A 15,635-nucleotide genomic window follows, 5' to 3' on the forward strand; every position below is an offset into this window, starting at 1 on the left:
AGCTAGAACCACACCCGCTGGGTGCCCGCACCGTCGATCATTACATCGACAAAATGAGGTTGCGCTCGGGCGCTCGGCTGAGCTGTCACGTAGGCCATGCACCGGTGCTGTCCGCCGCCCGACACCCAGCGTGCGGCGCCACTGCCGGCTCCGGCGCCGGATGTGCATTGGCTGCTGTCGACCACCTGGCGTGTCGCCGACACACAGGCCGCTTCTTGCCCTTGCGGGCCGAACCGGGCGGTCAGGCGGTAGCCGGTCTCGCAAGAATACGGTTCGTATCCGGGCCTGGAGGTCTGGAATCCGACGCCACTGCAGGTTGGAAAGGGGCGTCCCCTGGCGAGTTCGTTCCAAAGCCTCTGAACGGGAGGGACGCATTCGGCGAACTGCATGGGACCGCCCGGGTTCGAAAGGCAAAGGAGAACCTGACAGCCCCAATCGTCCGCGCGCGCTTTACTGCTGGAAATGCAGTAGGATGACAGCAATACGAATGCGCAGGAAAGCGCCCTGGCAGTAGGGGAATTCATGCCTTCCACCCTCCCGAAACGATCCCGGAAAGGCTTGTCGGCCGCAATCTCATGCCCGGTTAACTCTCATATACAGAGCAGTGAAGCCGATGCCAAGAGCACTTGACGCCGAATGGCGCAGCCTCTCGTTCTCGGCGCTTATTCTGCGGCTGATCCTCGATTATCCGCTCGACGATGAGACCCCTCAGTCGCGCCTGAAGCAAATTGGAATGATGAGCGTCCTCTATTATATGCATCAGGGCAATCAGCGCCTGACGTTAACCAATATAATTGAGGTGACGTCGCTAACACGCGGTGGTGTCACGGAGACGATTGATCGGCTTGTCAATCGTAAGATCTTGACAGAAGCAATGGTTAAAAACTCGATGGGGCGAGGGCAGGCGCGCGAATTCAAGATTGCACCTGATATTTTCAAGAAGCTCCGCAGCCTACAGGGCGGTTGATGGAGCGGCGCAAAATTCCGGTCGACGGTCGGTATCATCTCAAACTGCCGTAACTGTGATAGTATGGCGCCTCCGGTTGAGGTCATCCAGCCTTCATTCGGATCAGGCCGAATCGCGAGTAGGCAATGGTTGGTGGGACGGGGGGTAAGGTTCATCGGGACAAAGAGGGCTCGTACGCCTCTCCTCTCCTCTCCTCTCCTCTCCTTCTCTCTCCGTACCGCTCCCGCTTAGAGCGGCGCCCGAGGAATGGATGGCAGTGGCTGCAAAGTATGGTTGTTGTGGCCACTGTGCTCATCATGGGGGAGGTCATGGCAGCGCCGAGGAAATCCGCCGCCGATCGATCTGAGAGTTGGACAGTCACCGATGCCAAAGCACGTCTGTCCGAGGTCATCGAGCGGGCGCAACGCGATCCCCAGGTCATTGCGCGGCACGGCAAGCCGAGCGCCGTCGGCGTCTCGGCCGAGGAATGGTCCCGCAAGACGGCGCGCAGGGGCACGCTGGTCGAATTCCTGATGGCATCACCGCTGCGGGACGCCGATCTCGATCTCGAGCGCGTCCGTGATCAGCCACGCCACCTCGACCGGTGAACGTTCAGCTCAACACCAACTCAGCTTGCCGATTGGCTTGCACAGGATCTTCCAGAGCGCTTTGCTGGTCGCATCCTGCCTATTGACCCTGCGACTGCCGAATCGCCGGGGAGATTCGATGGCGGAGGCCCGCGTAAGCAGGAAGGACTTTGCATCACTCGGTGTGTCAATATTCAATCCCTGGACCGATGGCGGCCAATCGAGATGAGGGCCTCTATTCGACTACCCGACCTCGCATCGCTCGAAATCGCGCTGGCCGGGCCTTATCCTCACCCGGGCGTTCCCGGGTTTTAAGTTCAGTCTCGCCCAGGTCGATGATGACGATTGGCTCGCCGCCCGCGGCGTCATCCAGCTGGATGGCACTCGGATCGGCGATCTGCAATCGTGGATGACGGACGAACTCGTCAAGGGGCGTGGCGACGTCGCAGCGCTGTGACGCCGTCTAAAAGAGACCGCCTGCAGATTACCGCATGGCGCGTCACCAGCGCGTTTGTGTTCGCGCCGACAGGGCCCGGGCCAGCCGATTGTGTGCAGATTTCGCTCGGCCGCGAGACGGAATGGCGGGCCGCTCCGATCGGTGATCCGTGCTGGCCGCTATCGGACGCGGGAGAGCTTCTCGAGCCGTCCTGGATTTTGCGGGAAGCCCCCTCCCCGGCCGGCCGGATCGCAGGTCGAGTCTACCGCGTGCATGACCGCGCCGGCGGCGCTGTGGTTCACGTCCGCAGTTTCCTTATTTGTCGCGCGCACCATGAGCGCGCTACCCGCGAGGCGCGTCGCCCGGAGATGGCGCAGCGTGTCATCCATGAGGTCGGGCCGACGGTATCCGGGAGACGCCTTTTCTTTCGGCGATGCCGGACTTGTTCGACCACGGGCCACGCGAGTTGTGGTTCTTTGAAGACTGGGAAGCTTCCTGCGCTGCGACGTCGCGCGTATTCGCCCGCTGGGCGTTGGACGTGCATGATTACGAGTATCTGGCGTAACGCTAGATCGGTTTCATTCCGAGGGCGCTCCGCGAGCCGCGCGAGCGCCTGACCGCGACGGAGGGCACATCCGTGCACATCCTGATGGACTGCTTCAAGGCGATCGACCGCGAAGTCGGGCTTCCGTTCGGGCGGTTCTTCCTGATGACTCACGGCAATTGGGGCGATTCCGATGTGGGTCAGGCCATAGCGCAAGGCTTGAAGGTTCAAGCGGGGGCGTCCGTCAGATTGCGATGCCGGTGAGTTTATGCACTGGGCGGATCGAACGTACAGCTTCTAATCTCTCAGAACATGCCGTTGTCCAAGGTGCGGGGACGTGCCGACCGCTCGAATGATTGGAGCGGATTGCTCTTAGAGCCAAGAGCCCTCCCGTCCTGTCAAAGAGGCCGCATCTGCTTCGCCTCGATTCCTGCGGCGCTTTTATCTGCCCTCGTGCGTGAGGCGGGCCGCGCAGGCGGGGCTCATGAAACACACGACCCTGCAGGAGCTGACAGGAAGGCCGTATCAGCGCTAGTGGCTCATCGATTGGCCGCCGAGGGGTTCGGCGCAGAGCGAAGAGAAATGGCCAATGCGTAGCGCAGGGTCCGATTGGAGATTGAGTTGCCACCTGGCAACTCACCCTGAATGCCATAGCGGTAAACCGGCGTTAACGTTAAAATCCTTGCCAATAAGCCCGACTCGGCCTCATTCTGCCTACGATCAAATGCCGTAGTTGGAATGGGCATCGTAGTTATGCAGAAAGCACGTAGCTCAAAGACTCTTACATCGGGGGCTAAGCCGCTGATGACGGATGTCATCGCCGGCGACGGCGCCGCGCTGTCAGCGGAACTGCTCGCTATGCGCGAGGCTCTTTTCCCGCCGGTTTCAAAGAAATCCCTTCGATCATTTTCCTCGGTAGAGGCTGCGAAGCTCATTGGAATTGCCGACGCCTATCTGCGGCAGCTGTCGCTGGGAGGTAAGGGCCCCCAGCCGTCGCTCGGGGCCGGAGGGCGTCGGTCCTATACACTCGAGCAAATCAATGAGTTACGCGTCACGCTAGAGGAGGGGTCGAAGGGAAAGAAGTACGTACCGCATCGCCGTGAAGCGGAGCACTGCCAAGTGATGGCGGTCGTGAATTTCAAAGGCGGTAGCGGAAAGACCACGACCGCCGCGCATCTGGCGCAGTATCTCGCCCTTCACGGATACCGGGTCCTGGCAGTCGATCTCGATCCCCAGGCGTCGCTGACAGCACTTCATGGCTATCAGCCTGAGTATGATATCCAGCCGAACGAGACGATGTACGCGGCGGTGCGATACGATGAAAATCGTCGCCCGCTAAAGGACGTCATTCGCAAGACCTATTTCGCAGGCCTTGATCTGATCCCAGCCAATCTTGAGCTGATGGAGTATGAGCACGATACGCCGCGGGCGTTAGCCGAGCGTGACGCGGAACCATTCTTTGGCCGGGTTGCTACGGCGCTTGGAACAGTCGCGGATGGCTATGACGTGATGATCCTGGATTGTCCTCCTCAGCTCGGTTTTCTAACGCTCGGCGCGTTATGCGCTGCGACAGGTCTTCTGATCACCGTGCATCCTCAGATGCTCGACGTGATGTCGATGTGCCAGTTCTTACTGATGGCGTCTGATATCCTGGGTGTGGTGCAGGAGTCCGGGGGGGATCTTGATTACGATTTCATTCGATATGTCGTCACGCGGTTTGAGCCCGCAGACGCGCCCCAGACGCAGATGGTCGCTTTCATGCGGTCGCTTTTCAGGGAGCGCGTGCTCAACAGCACGATGGTCAAGTCGACAGCGATCTCAGATGCCGGGCTCTCAAAGCAAACGCTCTATGAAGTCGGGCGGGAGAATTTTGGGAAGCAAACTTACGATCGCGCAATGGAATCGCTCGACGGCGTTAATGGCGAGATCGAGAATCTGATGAAACTAGCGTGGGGACGCGAGACATGAGCCGGAAGGACACGCTGAAGGCTATGCTGACCCGCAGAACAGAAGAGTTGCCAGGTGGCAACTCGTCGTTAGAATTGGCCGCGCCGACGCCAGTGGCGCATGTGAGGTCAGGCGCTGTCGGTGCTATGGGTCGTTCGCTTGGACAAATAGCGACCGCCGCTGAGCGTGCAAGAGCGCTCGTGGCGTCTGGCGCCGCCGTCGTAGACATTCCGGCTGAGAAGCTCCTGGGATCCTTCGCGCAAGACCGTCTCGACGACGAGGGCACCGAATACGAGACGCTCTTCAATGCCATCAAGGAGTCCGGCCAGAAGAGTCCAATTCTCGTCCGGCCACATCCTGATAGGCCAGATTACTATCAGATCGCCTATGGCCACCGACGCGCAAAAATCCTCGCCAAGCTCGGACGGCCAGTGCGCGCGGTGGTCCAGGACTTGACCGACGAAGAGCTCGTTGTCATCCAAGGCCAGGAGAACTCCGCCCGCAAGGACCTCAGCTACATCGAGCGAGGTCTGTTTGCCATGACACTCGAAGATCAGGGTTTCGATCGCGCCGTGATCATGTCGGCGCTGAGCATGGAGAAGACACAGCTGTCGCGCCTTCTGGCATTGGCGAAGTCGGTTCCGAAGAGTGTTGTTCACGCAATCGGGCCCGCTCCAAAAGCAGGCCGTCCAAGATGGACAGCGCTCGCCGAGCGTCTGTCGGAACTCCCAGACATGTCGCGGCTGGACGAAGTGCTAGCCGACCCGAAATTTCAGCAGGCTGATACCGACCAGAGGTTCGTGCGTCTGTTCAATGCCATTGCGCCCAATAGGGGAGCCGCTAAGCCGCGGAAGGTCGCGGTAAAGACAGATGCCGGCAACAAGATCGCGACAGTCGAACGAGGGGGTGACACGGTCACCATCATCGTCGACGCCGATGGTTCACGTGAGTTTGGAGAGTTCATCGCGGCGAAGCTGCTGGAGCTCTACCAACAATTCGAGGAGAACAAGGAGGCGCCCATCTAAACAGCCGCTAACCCCTTAGGCCGCAAAAGAAAAAGGCCCCCGAAACAACGTCCCGGAAGCCCTTCTCAGTCCTTAAGCAAGCAGAGAATCGCACTTCCGCGAATCGCAGTCAAGAGTCCCATCGTGGGATGCGCTGTTTCGGCGAGCAGGTTTCTTTTGCCTCAACATAGGTAAAAGGAAATGCATACCCATATGCCCACGACGCCCTTCGGGCGGCGGTCGATGTCACTTGGCCTGTTGGCTAGCCAAGTGACAGCTCAGGCCGTCGCGTCCGATGTGGTGGTTCATAAATGGAAGGTCTTCCAACATATCCGGGAGGCCAGGGAAGCGATCGGCGCGACCGACCGCGCGCTCGCGATCCTCAGCGCGTTGCTGTCGTTCCACCAGGAGACGACGATGTGCGCGGATGGCGACCTCGTCGTCTTCCCGTCCAATGCACAGCTCAGCGACCGGGCGAACGGCATGTCGCCGGCGACGCTCCGCAGGCACATCGCAGTGCTCGTGCAGTGTGGCCTGATAATCCGCAGAGACAGCCCGAACGGCAAGCGGTTCGCGCGCAAAGGGCCGGCAGGTGAGATCGAGCAGGCTTACGGCTTTGACCTGGCGCCCATTGTGGCCCGGGCGGATGAGTTCAAAAGACTCGCGGAGACCACGCAGGCGGAGAAAAAGGCCCTCCGGGTTCTGCGCGAACGGCTGACGATCGCACGGCGGGATGTCGTGAAGATGATCGCTGCCGGCATCGAAGAAGGGGTTCCTGGTGACTGGCGAGGATATCGCATGGCTTACCAGGACCTCATGGACCGTCTCCCGAGGTCAGCGTCGAAGGTAACGGTGGAGATTATTCTGACCGAGCTCAGCGAGCTTCGCGCCCTTGTGCATAAAACGCTGGAGGACTTCATAAAATCACAAAATTCAAACGCCAATGAGTCTCACAATGAGCGCCACAAACAGAATTCAAATCCAGACTCTAAAACTGAATCTGAACAAAACCATGCGAAAAAAGAAGAAGGCGAAGCGTCTGGTTCTAATAACGTCCGCACGCTCCCGCAGCGGGAGCTTCCTCTGAACATCATCCTTGATGCCTGTCCCGAAATCCGGGGCCTTGCAGCAGGGGGAGAAATTCGAACGTGGCGTGATCTGCTCGCGACGGCGCAGCTGGCCCGGGCCTATCTCGGGATCAGCCCCAGTGCCTACCAGGACGCCTGTACCGCGATGGGAGAAGGCCAAGCGGCCACGGTCATCGCTGCGATCCTGCAGCGGACGGAGCACATTTCGTGCCCCGGGGGCTATCTACGCAGCCTGACGCAACGAGCGCAGGAGAGCAAATTCTCGACTTGGCCAATGGTGATGGCGCTTCTGCGGGCGAAGCTCGAGCAACAGCGTGACGGGGCAGGGGGTGTGCATGGCCGCTCGTCGTCGGCTGACGGGACTGATCCGGTGGGCAATCGGTGATGAGCACGCGTGACCCCGAACGGGGGGTGCTGGAAGGGCCCGCCTGGTTGCTTGGCTCGAGACTAGAGACCGGCCGCCTTGGTCAGGTTGACCCTGAACCGATCCCGTCGGCGCTGATAGCGGCGGGTCATTTCCGCGCTGGCATGGCCGAGCTGCCTCTGGACGTGCCGCTCGTCGACCTCGGCGGAAGAGGCGAGCCCGGCGCGCAGCGAATGGCCGGCGAATTTTTTCTCCCGTTCGCCCTCAGTGAGATCGCCGCGGACACCGGCGGCGAGCGCCGTGCGCTTGACGAGGCGTGCTACCTCGCGGTCGGTCAGGCGGTCGGGGCCAACGTCCTTGCCTTGCCGCGTCACGCGCCGGAACAGGGGTCCGTGGCCGATCTTCGCCAGCTTGAGCCAGGTTTCCAGCGCCACCACGGGGCAGGTGGCATCGGACGATCCACGCCCGACCTCGACCTCCCGCCAGCCGGTCTTGCCGCGGAGCGTCACGATCATCCCCTTGTCGAGGATCTCCACCCAACCGCGGCCGTCCTCGGTCTGGTCCCGGGCGACGTCGAGGCCGACGATCTCGGAGCGGCGCAAGCCGCCGGCGAAGCCAAGGAGCAGCATGGCGCGATCCCGCAGGCCGCGCAGCGCGCCGCGGTCGAGCGTCTCCAGCATGGCGATGACATCCTCGGGCAGGACCGCTTCCTTCTGCCGGGGCGGGGCGGCGTGGGTGTTGCGGATGCCCGTCAGCACGGTGGCGATATGCCGATCGCTCCGATCCAGCACCGCGCCGCGCTGGGTGTAGTTCCAGGAGATGGCGGACAGCCGGCGCTCGATGGTCGTGACCGCATTTGGCTCGCCACCCGGAATGGCGGCGCCCGACGCGCAGGCCGTGATGTAGAGCCCGACCACCTCCGGGGCAGGGGGGAGGGGCTCAAGGCCCTGCCGCCGGCACCAGGCGGAAAAGTGCTTCCAGTCGGAAGCATAGGCGCGACGCGTGTTGGCCGAGCTTGCGGCCTCGACGTAGTCCCGTGCGCGGTCTGCGAGGCGTTCGAGATGCGCCGGAAGGGCAGGGGAGGGGGCCTGCGATGCTACCAATGCCGTAGCCGGATCCGGAGGGCCGTCCTCATCGCCGAGCTGGTCAGGAGCGGGGTCGCTGCTCGCCACCATCACGCGACCTCGATGTCGGTTTGTGAGAAGTCATTGCCCTTGAACAGCAGCGGCACCCGGTACGCCCGCGCGCAGGCATACGACATGCAGTCGGCGAGGTTGAGCTGGGCCGGATGGCCGCGGCCCTTGCCGAAGGTCGCGAAAGCGGCGACGGCGCGCTTGGCGATGCTGGCGTTGATGGGAATTACGGAGATCCGCGCCTCCTCTAGGACCTGCTGGATGCGCACCTCGACGTCGACGGGGTCGACCTTGAGCAGTGTCGACAGACGCATCGCCGCTTCCAGGATGACCAGACCCGAGGTGTAGCGGCGCGGCGCGTCGGTGAGCTTGTTGGCGAAGACGACGGCGTCCGGCTCGTCGGCGAGGATTGAGACGATGACCGAGGTGTCGACGAACATCAGTGGCCCCACATCTCATCGACCTCGTCTTTGGTCATCTCCCGGCCGCCGGGCTGTGCTTCGGCCGCCAGCGCCGTGGCGATCTGCTTGAGACGGCTGGCCAGCGGCTCCTTGTCCTTCTCGCGTGTCAGCTCGCCCTCCAGGGCTTGGATCACGGCTTCGGTCATCGTAACCTTGCGCCGTGCCGCCAGCTGCTCGGCCAGCACGCGGGCGCGTTCATCACGGATCTGCAGCGTTCGCATCGCGGGCTCCTCTGTATGGACGTTCTTATCATGATGTATGGATGAAGTCATCCATACGCGCCCTGACCCGGGTTTGCCAGCTCGAAGTCCCCCGCGGGGACAGACCTCGCGCGCCAGGCGCTGTTGACCGATCCGCAGCTGGCAGAGCGGTTCGAAGCCTTCCACCTGCAGCACTGGAAGAACGATGCACGCCTCGCGCAGTTGCTGGCGAGCCTGGCGACGATCCTGCCGCTGCGGCGACCCTCGAATCTCGCGGCACCGGCGATCCGTACGCGCGTGCTCGATCTCACCGATGGCGTCACGGTGCGGATCTTCCGCCTGATCGAGACGGTTGCAGTCGAGGCGATCCGCTCCGGCGCAGAATGCATCACCATGGACAGCTTCCAGACCGAGGAACTGGTGCTGCCACTCGTCGCGATGACGCGCAAGGTCGAGGCGCGCCTTCAGCCGCGCGCCGGTCGATGACAGTGCGGCGCGAGCTTCCCCTCGCGCCCCGGCCCGAAGGCGATGAGCTGCTGTCGTCTTGGCAAGGTCGCGTCGCATGCCGCTATGACCTCATCCACGACGACCTTTCGAGGTGGCTTGGCGTCCTCCGAGACGACCGCTGTGCCGGATTCACCGAGCGGGACTTCGCACCCTCGGCCGAGATGGTGCAGGCTTGGGCGGCGTCGTGCCGATTTTCGGAAGAGCGCGTGCAGGCCCTCACGCTCTCCTCGCGGCCACGGTCGCGCAGCTGGTATGTCTGGGGGGAGGGGAGGGTGCCCGGCGCTTTCCAGCGGCCGGTCTGTTTGGCCTGTCTTGATGACGATGCCGCCGCCTGCCGCGACCATCATATCCGCCGGTCGTGGGCGCTGGTGGAGACCGTGGTCTGCGACCGCCATCATCGTATTCTCGATGAAGCCTGTCCGCACTGTTTCGATGATTCCGGTTTCCGCTTCGTTGTTCATGAGGCAGCAGCTCGGCTGGCCTGTGTCCGATGCGGCAGGCTTGCACGAGCGGCACCCCAGGGGCGCCGCGCCGGCTCCACAGGGCTCTTTGCCACCGTGTCGGCGCTGGTGGCGGCAACGATCGACGATCAGTCTGCGGTCCGGGATCGGATGATCCATGTCGCTCGGCTGCTGTGGAAGCCGCCTCGCCCGCGCACCGGGCGTCGCACACCATTCGTGGCCGATGTCGTTCCGGATCTTCGTCTGACGCCGACGGCACAGGCGCGGGTCGATCCCGCCGAGCCTCTGGCAACGGCGCCGATCGGCTGGCGCATGGTGACGCTTCTGGGCGTCGTGGCGTTGCTGGACCTCGGCCGCTCCTCGATGAGGGGCCGCCCGGCCTTCACACTGGACCAGATGGTGGCCTGGACCGAGGAGCCGCGCCCGCGGGTGAAGGAGCGACCCGCGCCGATGGCGGCTTCCTCGTGTGCGAAAACCCCGGGCCGATCGGATGCGGACGATCTGGCGCTTGCCCGGTCCATCCTGGCCCGTGCGGAATGGCGTGCCGCTCAGGGGCAGGATCCGCGCCCGCAGCGCCGAACTCTCAACACCCTGTCCAACAAGGCCCTGGCCCGGCGGCCTCGGGCCGATGCCCCGGCTCCGTCGGCAGTGCGGTTGGCGGCAGGGCGTGGCGCCGCCCAAGGACCGGCGCACAGCGCCACCAGGGCCGCAGAAGTCCCGCGGGTTCCCCCGCGCGCGCGGGCTCTCAGGAGCCGCGGGCTTGTCGCCGGCGCCAGCGCGCTCGGAACGGGCACGTTGCGATCTCAGGCATCGTCCCGCGGCTGCGGCACCACGCGCCCCAGCCGGCGCGCCTGGTCGAGCAGGGACTTTTCACCGAGGAGGCCGCCCACTGCCGCCCGCCACGGGGCGTGCGCTCGCGCATCCGCTCGAGCTGGGCGGCGATGTCGCGCAGGCTGAGATCCGGGTCGGCGATGGCGATGCCGGCGACCAGCGTCATCAGCCGGTCCTCGGGCGGGCGCCGGGGCGAGCGCTGGAGCAGTTCCGCCTCCGCCATCCGCTCCTGCACCAGCCGATGCACGGCGCGCCGCAGCTTCTCGATGGTCCAGTTCTGGCCACGATGGTTCAGCACCCGCACGACGTCGTCCCAGCTGTGCTGCGGCCGCATGCGCCGCACGATCGGCAGCCAGGTCGAGGCCGAGGCGATCAGGTCGCCCACATAGACCTTCTGGCGTGCCGCCGCGGCGGCGCGGATGGCCTCTGGTCGGCGCTCGCGCAGGCCAGGGTTGCCGGCGCGCTTGCCGCGCGCCTTGGCCGCCTTCATGCCGGCTTTGGTGCGCTCGGCGATCAGGGCGCGCTCGAGCTGGGCGACGGCGCCGAGCACCTGCAGCGAGAACATGCCTTGTGGCGTCGAGGTGTCGATCGGGTCGCGCAGCGAGCGGAAGTGAGCCTGACGTCCCTCCAGGTCCTCGATCACCGCGAGCAGGTGGCTGACCGAGCGGGCGAGGCGGTCGAGCCGCACCACCACCAGGACGTCACTGGGCCCGATCTCGCGCATCAGCCTGGCCAGCACCGGCCGGGCCCGCGAGGCGCCGGAGCCGTGCTCCTGGCGGATGATCTGGCAGCCGGCCGCGCGCAGCTCGTCGACCTGCGCATCGGTCGCCTGCTCGTCGGTCGAGACCCGAGCATAGCCGATCAGGCGGCGGGCCGGCCGGGGAGGGGAGAGGACGGGGCGGGCCATGGGGTTTCCAGGGGGCGAGTCTTGGGGGCGATTCCAGGCCTTTGTACAATCAATACAGATTTGAGCAAACGAACCTTTGCAGGCGTGTTTTATCGATCGCGTCAGAGGACCGTGAAGGCGGCCGGTGGGTTTCAGATGGACCCAAGGGTCATCTAACGTCAAAACGCTCGCCTACGGCCTTCTGTGCGGAAAAGGGGCGCTTTCAGGGACCTTGGAGGCGCGTGAGGTGGGATGGTTAGGCCGCAAGGATGTCGGTTTTGGAAAAATCGTTGCCGATAAAGAGTAGGCGCTCGTTGGAGCGCTTCGACAGGGCATAGGAAAAGCAATCGGCGAAATTCAGTGCGGCCGGGTGGCGCCCCTTACCATAAGCAAGCCAGGCCTGCGTTGCCAGGTCCGCCAGCTCCGCGTCGACCGGAATGATGTCGGCCCCAATTTTGGTGAGCCACAGGTCGATCTCGGCGAGCGCGTGCTCGCCGCGCCGGCTGACCAGAACCATTCGGGCCTCAAACACGCATGTAGCGGGGACGAGGCGAACAGGGGCGCCGACGATCGATCGCTCGAGCGCATCGGCTTCAGGCTCATTGCGCAGGATCGCAACGATGGCAGAGGTATCGATCACCATCAGTTTGGGATTCCGTGCTCGTCGAAGCCAACGATCTCCTCGTCACTCCTGGTGTCTAGCTCAGGTAACCGCGCCACCCGCTCGCGGATTGCACGCAGCTCGCCGAGAAGACGTGCTTGAGCGGTATCTCCATAGCCCATGCGGTGCAGGCGTTCGCTCAGGGCCTGGTGAATGGCGGCAGTCTTGGTGACGCCCTGGCGGCGGGCGAGCTCGTCGGCAAGGGCGACGGTCGCCGGATTTTTGATGTTCAGAGACATGGGAAGGGTTCCGAATATTCTACCTTTCAGGTCATTTCTACCCTGTTTGGCGCCCTCTGTCAATATGTCCGATAATGCAACATTATCGGACATTATTATTTGGCGACGGGCGGTGCGGTTTCGTTCGTTAATGGTGGCACAAAGCGCACCACTCGGCTATGCTTCCGGACGATGCCCGCACCAGACTCCGCCTCTATTCCGGCTTTCCAGACCCCGGTCGTCCCGGGTTGGGCGGTGCCGCGCGCGCCGATCGCTGATCCGGCCGAGGCCGCCTACCTCGCCGGAGCAGCCTTGAATTCCCTCGACAATCTGGTGCGAGCAGAGCCGCCCTGGGCCGGCGCCTGGCGCCAGCGGGTGGCCCTCAGCGCGGCCGCGAGCGTCGCCCGCCTGCTCGGCCACCACGAGGATGCGGCGGCGCTGCGCGATGCCTGGCACCTGCGCCCGCCCGGCGCCGATCCGGGCCCCGCCGGGAACCTGCTGGCCGCCTGGCGGCGCCTGGCCTCCCGCTCCCCGATCATTGACGTCGACGGCGTGCGCTCCCTCGCCAATCTGCTGGGCCTCGCCTGGGCGCCGGCGTTCGAGCGCCTGCCGGAAGCGATTGCGGCGGCCGCGGCTTCCGGCCGGCCGGCGCCGCTCGCCGCCGCTGCGGTCGCCGGCGCGGTTCCCGCCCTTGGACCCGCGGCCGAGGCGCTGGCCTGGTGGCTCGCGGACCTCGTTTTGGCTGTGCGCCTGCGCTGGCCGATCCCGGTGCCGGTGCTTGCCACCCAGGTCCACGCGCCGGTGCTGCGCGGTGGTCCGGGCGGTCGCCGGCATCGGCCGGGAGGGGAGGGGGGCGAGCTGGCCCTGTGCCTCGCCGCGGCCGCCGGCGCGGCGGAGGCGTGCCGCCTAGCCGCCGAGATCGGCCGCCGCGCCGCACGGCTCGAGGCCGTGGTGCCGAAGCTGCGCGCCAAGGGGGCGGGGGAGGCGGTCCGGCTGCTGCTCGAGGACGACGCGGTGTCGGGGTCCCTGACGACACCGTCGCTATCGCGCTGGGCATCGCGTCGGCTGTTTGAGCGGCTGGTGGCACTCGATGCCGTGCGCGAGCTTTCCGGCCGGCCCACCTTCCGGCTCTACGGGCTCTAACCATGGGTCGCCGACGCCGCGCCACGACGGCCCTCGACACCGAACTCGCCGAGTTGCCGACCGAGCTGCGCTGGCGCGAATGGATGGCGCGGGTCGAGGCGGTGCTGTTCGCCGCGCCCGGGATCGTCGACCGGGAGGTGCTCGCCCGCGTGGTCGGCCGCGACTGCAGTCTCGAGCTGGTGATCGACGATATCCGCGCGGCGCTGCGCGAGCGGCCCTACGAACTGGTGGCGGTCGCCGGTGGCTGGCAGCTGCGCACCCGGCCGCGCCATGCCGAGGCGCTCCATGCCGCGTTCGGCTCGGAACCGGCGCCGGTCCAGCTCTCCGAGGCCGGGATGCTCGTGCTCGCCTCAATCGCCTACCATCAGCCGGTGACCCGGGGCGCCCTGAGCGAGATGATCGGCAAGGCGGTCAGCCGCGACACCATCGCCGAGCTGCGCGCACGGGACTTTATCGTTGCCGGGCCGCGGAGCCCGCAGCCGGGTGCGCCCTACACCTACGTGACGACGCGGGCCTTCCTCGTGCACTTCGGTCTCGACACCCTGCGCGACCTCCCCGACATCGAGGCGTTCGAGGACGCCGGGCTGCTCGACACGGTGCAACTGCGCTCCGGCGGGTTCCCCCTGCCGGGCGACGATGAGGACGATCTCGGACCCGAGGATGGGGAAGACGAGGAGGGAGATTGAGCGATCGACAGCGCCTGTAGGTTCTGAAGGCGACGTTGGTAGGTGTGTTTCGGGTGGATTGGCGTGAGCTGGATTGACAAGCTAAGGGCTCTGCGCGGTTGGTTGTTCGAGTTGTCAAAGTTGACGAAGTTGTCTCTCGTTCCTATCTTCCTGCTAGGAGTTGGACCGATGGCAAGCAAGCTGCAGACTGTGACCCCGACTGGCGTGAAGCCGCTGCGCAAGCGCACAGGCCGTAGGTTGACGATGTTCATGCTCAAGGGCGATCCAGTCCAGGCCTTGAAGCGATATGGACTTCCGCCAGGTGCCAAAGTCGCGATCGTGTCGTCGGGTCCCAGAGCCGCGCGGAAGCTGAGTGCGGCTGTCGGCAAGGGCGTCGAGGTGGGGGCAGAAATCACAATCGCCGATCTCGAGACCGAATTGCCGGTTGCCGTTATCGACAAGGCGGCGTTCGAGCCGGACGCACGCAGCCGGGCTATTGTCGAGGGCCTGCGCATCGCCGAGCGAGACCTGAAGGAGGCCGGCGGCGCGTATGATCTTGCGCAGGTTCGCACCCTGATGCGCGGTGTGTCACGGCAGGCGGTCGACAAGCGGGTGCAGGACGGCAGCCTGCTGGCGGTGCCGGGGCCGAGCAACCGGCGGGTCTACCCGACGCTGCAGTTTAATCGCGACGGCTCGATCGTGCCGGGCCTGAAGGAGGTCCAGGATGCGCTGCCGACCCGTAGCCCGTGGACGATTCTGAACTTTCTGAGCCGGTCCGACGCTCGGCTCGGAGGGCGGCGGCCGATCGACCTCCTAAAGGAAGGCAGCACGCAACTCGTGGTCGAAGCGGCGCAGCGCTATGGTGAGCAGGGGGCGTGAGTACACCGCTCCCGCCGGCGGATCTTCATGCCCGCGACCCGGAACTTGTGGTGCTTCCTGCGGATGCCGACCTGCATCGCTTTTACACGGCGACCTATGATCCGATCTATTTCGACCGGTCGCAGCTGGGCCGCTTCAACGCGCCGGACGCATCCTACGGTGTGCTCTATGGTGCGCAGGAGGTCGCCGGCGCCTTCGCCGAGACATTCCTGCGCACGCCAGGGAACACCCTCATCGACGCGGACTTTCTCGGCCGCAAAGGGTACGTGCGCCTCAGGACGATGCGGGAGCTCCGGCTCGTCAAGCTGACCGGATCCGGCCTTGCGCGCATCGGCGCGACGGCGGAGGTTCCCCATCGCGGTCTGCCCTACGATACGCCACAGGCATGGTCAAAGGCTTTGGCCGCGCACCCCATCGACACCGACGGCATCGCCTATCTGGCGCGGCACGACGATTCCCAGCTGTGCTTCGCGATCTTCGATCGCGCAGGGGCGGCGCTGTCCGAAGTGGAACGCCGCATCGATCTCGACATGGACTGGTTCTGGGAAATCGCCATGCGGTATCGGGTCGGCCTTGCTCCGTAGTGCAAGTCAATCCATCACCTTTCGCTGTCAATCGACTCTGAGAACCGACCCCGTATCGCCGTTGAATATTGGGTTTGACGCAGTTTCGAT

At 64.6% G+C, this 15,635-nt stretch carries 17 protein-coding genes and 2 pseudogenes; 12 read left to right on the forward strand and 7 right to left on the reverse strand.

Annotated elements, in window-relative coordinates; all coding sequences use genetic code 11:
* Positions 1-2 precede the first annotated feature (2 nt).
* Complete coding sequence (locus V5F48_RS20225) at positions 3-524, reverse strand: hypothetical protein (RefSeq protein WP_011993191.1); 522 nt, start codon at positions 522-524, stop codon at positions 3-5.
* Positions 525-613: 89 nt separating this feature from the next.
* Between V5F48_RS20225 and V5F48_RS20230 the strand changes: the two genes are divergently transcribed.
* The 6 genes from V5F48_RS20230 to repC all read left to right on the forward strand — a co-directional run bounded on the left by V5F48_RS20230 (position 614) and on the right by repC (position 6,937).
* On the forward strand, positions 614-967 hold the full coding sequence (locus V5F48_RS20230; protein WP_394260130.1) for a MarR family transcriptional regulator: 354 nt from the start codon (positions 614-616) through the stop codon (positions 965-967).
* A 308-nt stretch (positions 968-1,275) separates the two neighbouring features.
* Complete coding sequence (locus V5F48_RS20235; RefSeq protein WP_348842466.1) at positions 1,276-1,554, forward strand: type II toxin-antitoxin system prevent-host-death family antitoxin; 279 nt, start codon at positions 1,276-1,278, stop codon at positions 1,552-1,554.
* Positions 1,555-2,606: 1,052 nt separating this feature from the next.
* Positions 2,607-2,777, forward strand: coding sequence for a hypothetical protein (locus V5F48_RS20240; protein ID WP_394025549.1), 171 nt, complete (start codon positions 2,607-2,609; stop codon positions 2,775-2,777).
* Between the two features lie 540 nt (positions 2,778-3,317).
* Positions 3,318-4,481 (forward strand): plasmid partitioning protein RepA, encoded by a 1,164-nt coding sequence (repA, locus tag V5F48_RS20245; RefSeq protein WP_011992911.1) that lies wholly within the window; start codon positions 3,318-3,320, stop codon positions 4,479-4,481.
* A complete protein-coding gene (gene repB / locus V5F48_RS20250; protein ID WP_394025548.1) occupies positions 4,478-5,485 on the forward strand; it encodes a plasmid partitioning protein RepB in 1,008 nt (335 codons plus the stop codon). The genes repA and repB overlap by 4 nt, the downstream gene beginning before the upstream one ends.
* A 180-nt stretch (positions 5,486-5,665) precedes the next feature.
* Positions 5,666-6,937 carry a plasmid replication protein RepC gene (gene repC, locus V5F48_RS20255; RefSeq protein WP_394025547.1) on the forward strand — a complete coding sequence of 424 codons (1,272 nt, stop codon included), beginning with the start codon at positions 5,666-5,668 and terminating at the stop codon, positions 6,935-6,937.
* A gap of 62 nt (positions 6,938-6,999) precedes the next feature.
* Here the strand turns inward: repC and V5F48_RS20260 are convergent, their stop codons facing one another.
* Genes V5F48_RS20260 through V5F48_RS20270 form a run of 3 tightly spaced genes read right to left on the reverse strand, consistent with a single transcriptional unit; the run spans position 7,000 to position 8,731 of the window.
* Positions 7,000-8,091 (reverse strand): site-specific integrase, encoded by a 1,092-nt coding sequence (locus V5F48_RS20260; RefSeq protein ID WP_011992914.1) that lies wholly within the window; start codon positions 8,089-8,091, stop codon positions 7,000-7,002.
* On the reverse strand, positions 8,091-8,489 hold the full coding sequence (locus tag V5F48_RS20265; protein WP_041577981.1) for a type II toxin-antitoxin system VapC family toxin: 399 nt from the start codon (positions 8,487-8,489) through the stop codon (positions 8,091-8,093). Before V5F48_RS20265 ends, V5F48_RS20260 begins: the two co-directional genes overlap by 1 nt.
* Positions 8,489-8,731 carry a type II toxin-antitoxin system VapB family antitoxin gene (locus V5F48_RS20270; RefSeq protein WP_041577992.1) on the reverse strand — a complete coding sequence of 81 codons (243 nt, stop codon included), beginning with the start codon at positions 8,729-8,731 and terminating at the stop codon, positions 8,489-8,491. Before V5F48_RS20270 ends, V5F48_RS20265 begins: the two co-directional genes overlap by 1 nt.
* A gap of 123 nt (positions 8,732-8,854) precedes the next feature.
* On the opposite strand from V5F48_RS20270, the gene V5F48_RS20275 reads away from it, so the two are divergent.
* Together V5F48_RS20275 and V5F48_RS20280 are read left to right on the forward strand one after the other, a co-directional pair.
* A complete protein-coding gene (locus tag V5F48_RS20275; protein ID WP_348848206.1) occupies positions 8,855-9,196 on the forward strand; it encodes a hypothetical protein in 342 nt (113 codons plus the stop codon).
* Positions 9,193-9,558: pseudogene (locus tag V5F48_RS20280) on the forward strand (TniQ family protein); the annotation flags it as partial. The gene V5F48_RS20275 and the pseudogene V5F48_RS20280, both read left to right, overlap by 4 nt.
* A 923-nt stretch (positions 9,559-10,481) precedes the next feature.
* Here V5F48_RS20280 and V5F48_RS20285 read toward each other — a convergent pair.
* The 3 genes and pseudogenes from V5F48_RS20285 to V5F48_RS20295 all read right to left on the reverse strand — a co-directional run bounded on the left by V5F48_RS20285 (position 10,482) and on the right by V5F48_RS20295 (position 12,295).
* Positions 10,482-11,416 (reverse strand): annotated as a pseudogene (locus tag V5F48_RS20285) (recombinase family protein).
* Positions 11,417-11,651: 235 nt separating this feature from the next.
* Positions 11,652-12,038 (reverse strand): type II toxin-antitoxin system VapC family toxin, encoded by a 387-nt coding sequence (locus tag V5F48_RS20290; RefSeq protein ID WP_394025546.1) that lies wholly within the window; start codon positions 12,036-12,038, stop codon positions 11,652-11,654.
* Entirely contained in the window at positions 12,038-12,295 is a 258-nt protein-coding gene (locus V5F48_RS20295; RefSeq protein ID WP_011992919.1) for a type II toxin-antitoxin system VapB family antitoxin, read from the reverse strand. The genes V5F48_RS20290 and V5F48_RS20295 overlap by 1 nt, the downstream gene beginning before the upstream one ends.
* 171 nt (positions 12,296-12,466) lie before the next feature.
* On the opposite strand from V5F48_RS20295, the gene V5F48_RS20300 reads away from it, so the two are divergent.
* The 4 genes from V5F48_RS20300 to V5F48_RS20315 all read left to right on the forward strand — a co-directional run bounded on the left by V5F48_RS20300 (position 12,467) and on the right by V5F48_RS20315 (position 15,545).
* Complete coding sequence (locus V5F48_RS20300; RefSeq protein WP_394260131.1) at positions 12,467-13,417, forward strand: DUF1403 family protein; 951 nt, start codon at positions 12,467-12,469, stop codon at positions 13,415-13,417.
* Positions 13,418-13,419: 2 nt separating this feature from the next.
* The gene (gene scpB / locus V5F48_RS20305) at positions 13,420-14,103 is read left to right on the forward strand and encodes an SMC-Scp complex subunit ScpB (RefSeq protein WP_394260132.1); all 684 of its coding nucleotides are present in this window, start codon (positions 13,420-13,422) and stop codon (positions 14,101-14,103) included.
* A gap of 168 nt (positions 14,104-14,271) precedes the next feature.
* Entirely contained in the window at positions 14,272-14,961 is a 690-nt protein-coding gene (locus V5F48_RS20310; RefSeq protein ID WP_394260133.1) for a hypothetical protein, read from the forward strand.
* On the forward strand, positions 14,958-15,545 hold the full coding sequence (locus V5F48_RS20315; protein WP_394260134.1) for an RES family NAD+ phosphorylase: 588 nt from the start codon (positions 14,958-14,960) through the stop codon (positions 15,543-15,545). Before V5F48_RS20310 ends, V5F48_RS20315 begins: the two co-directional genes overlap by 4 nt.
* Positions 15,546-15,635: the final 90 nt, after the last annotated feature.

This window comes from Xanthobacter autotrophicus ATCC 700552, from assembly GCF_043194565.1.
GTDB lineage: Bacteria > Pseudomonadota > Alphaproteobacteria > Rhizobiales > Xanthobacteraceae > Xanthobacter > Xanthobacter autotrophicus_F.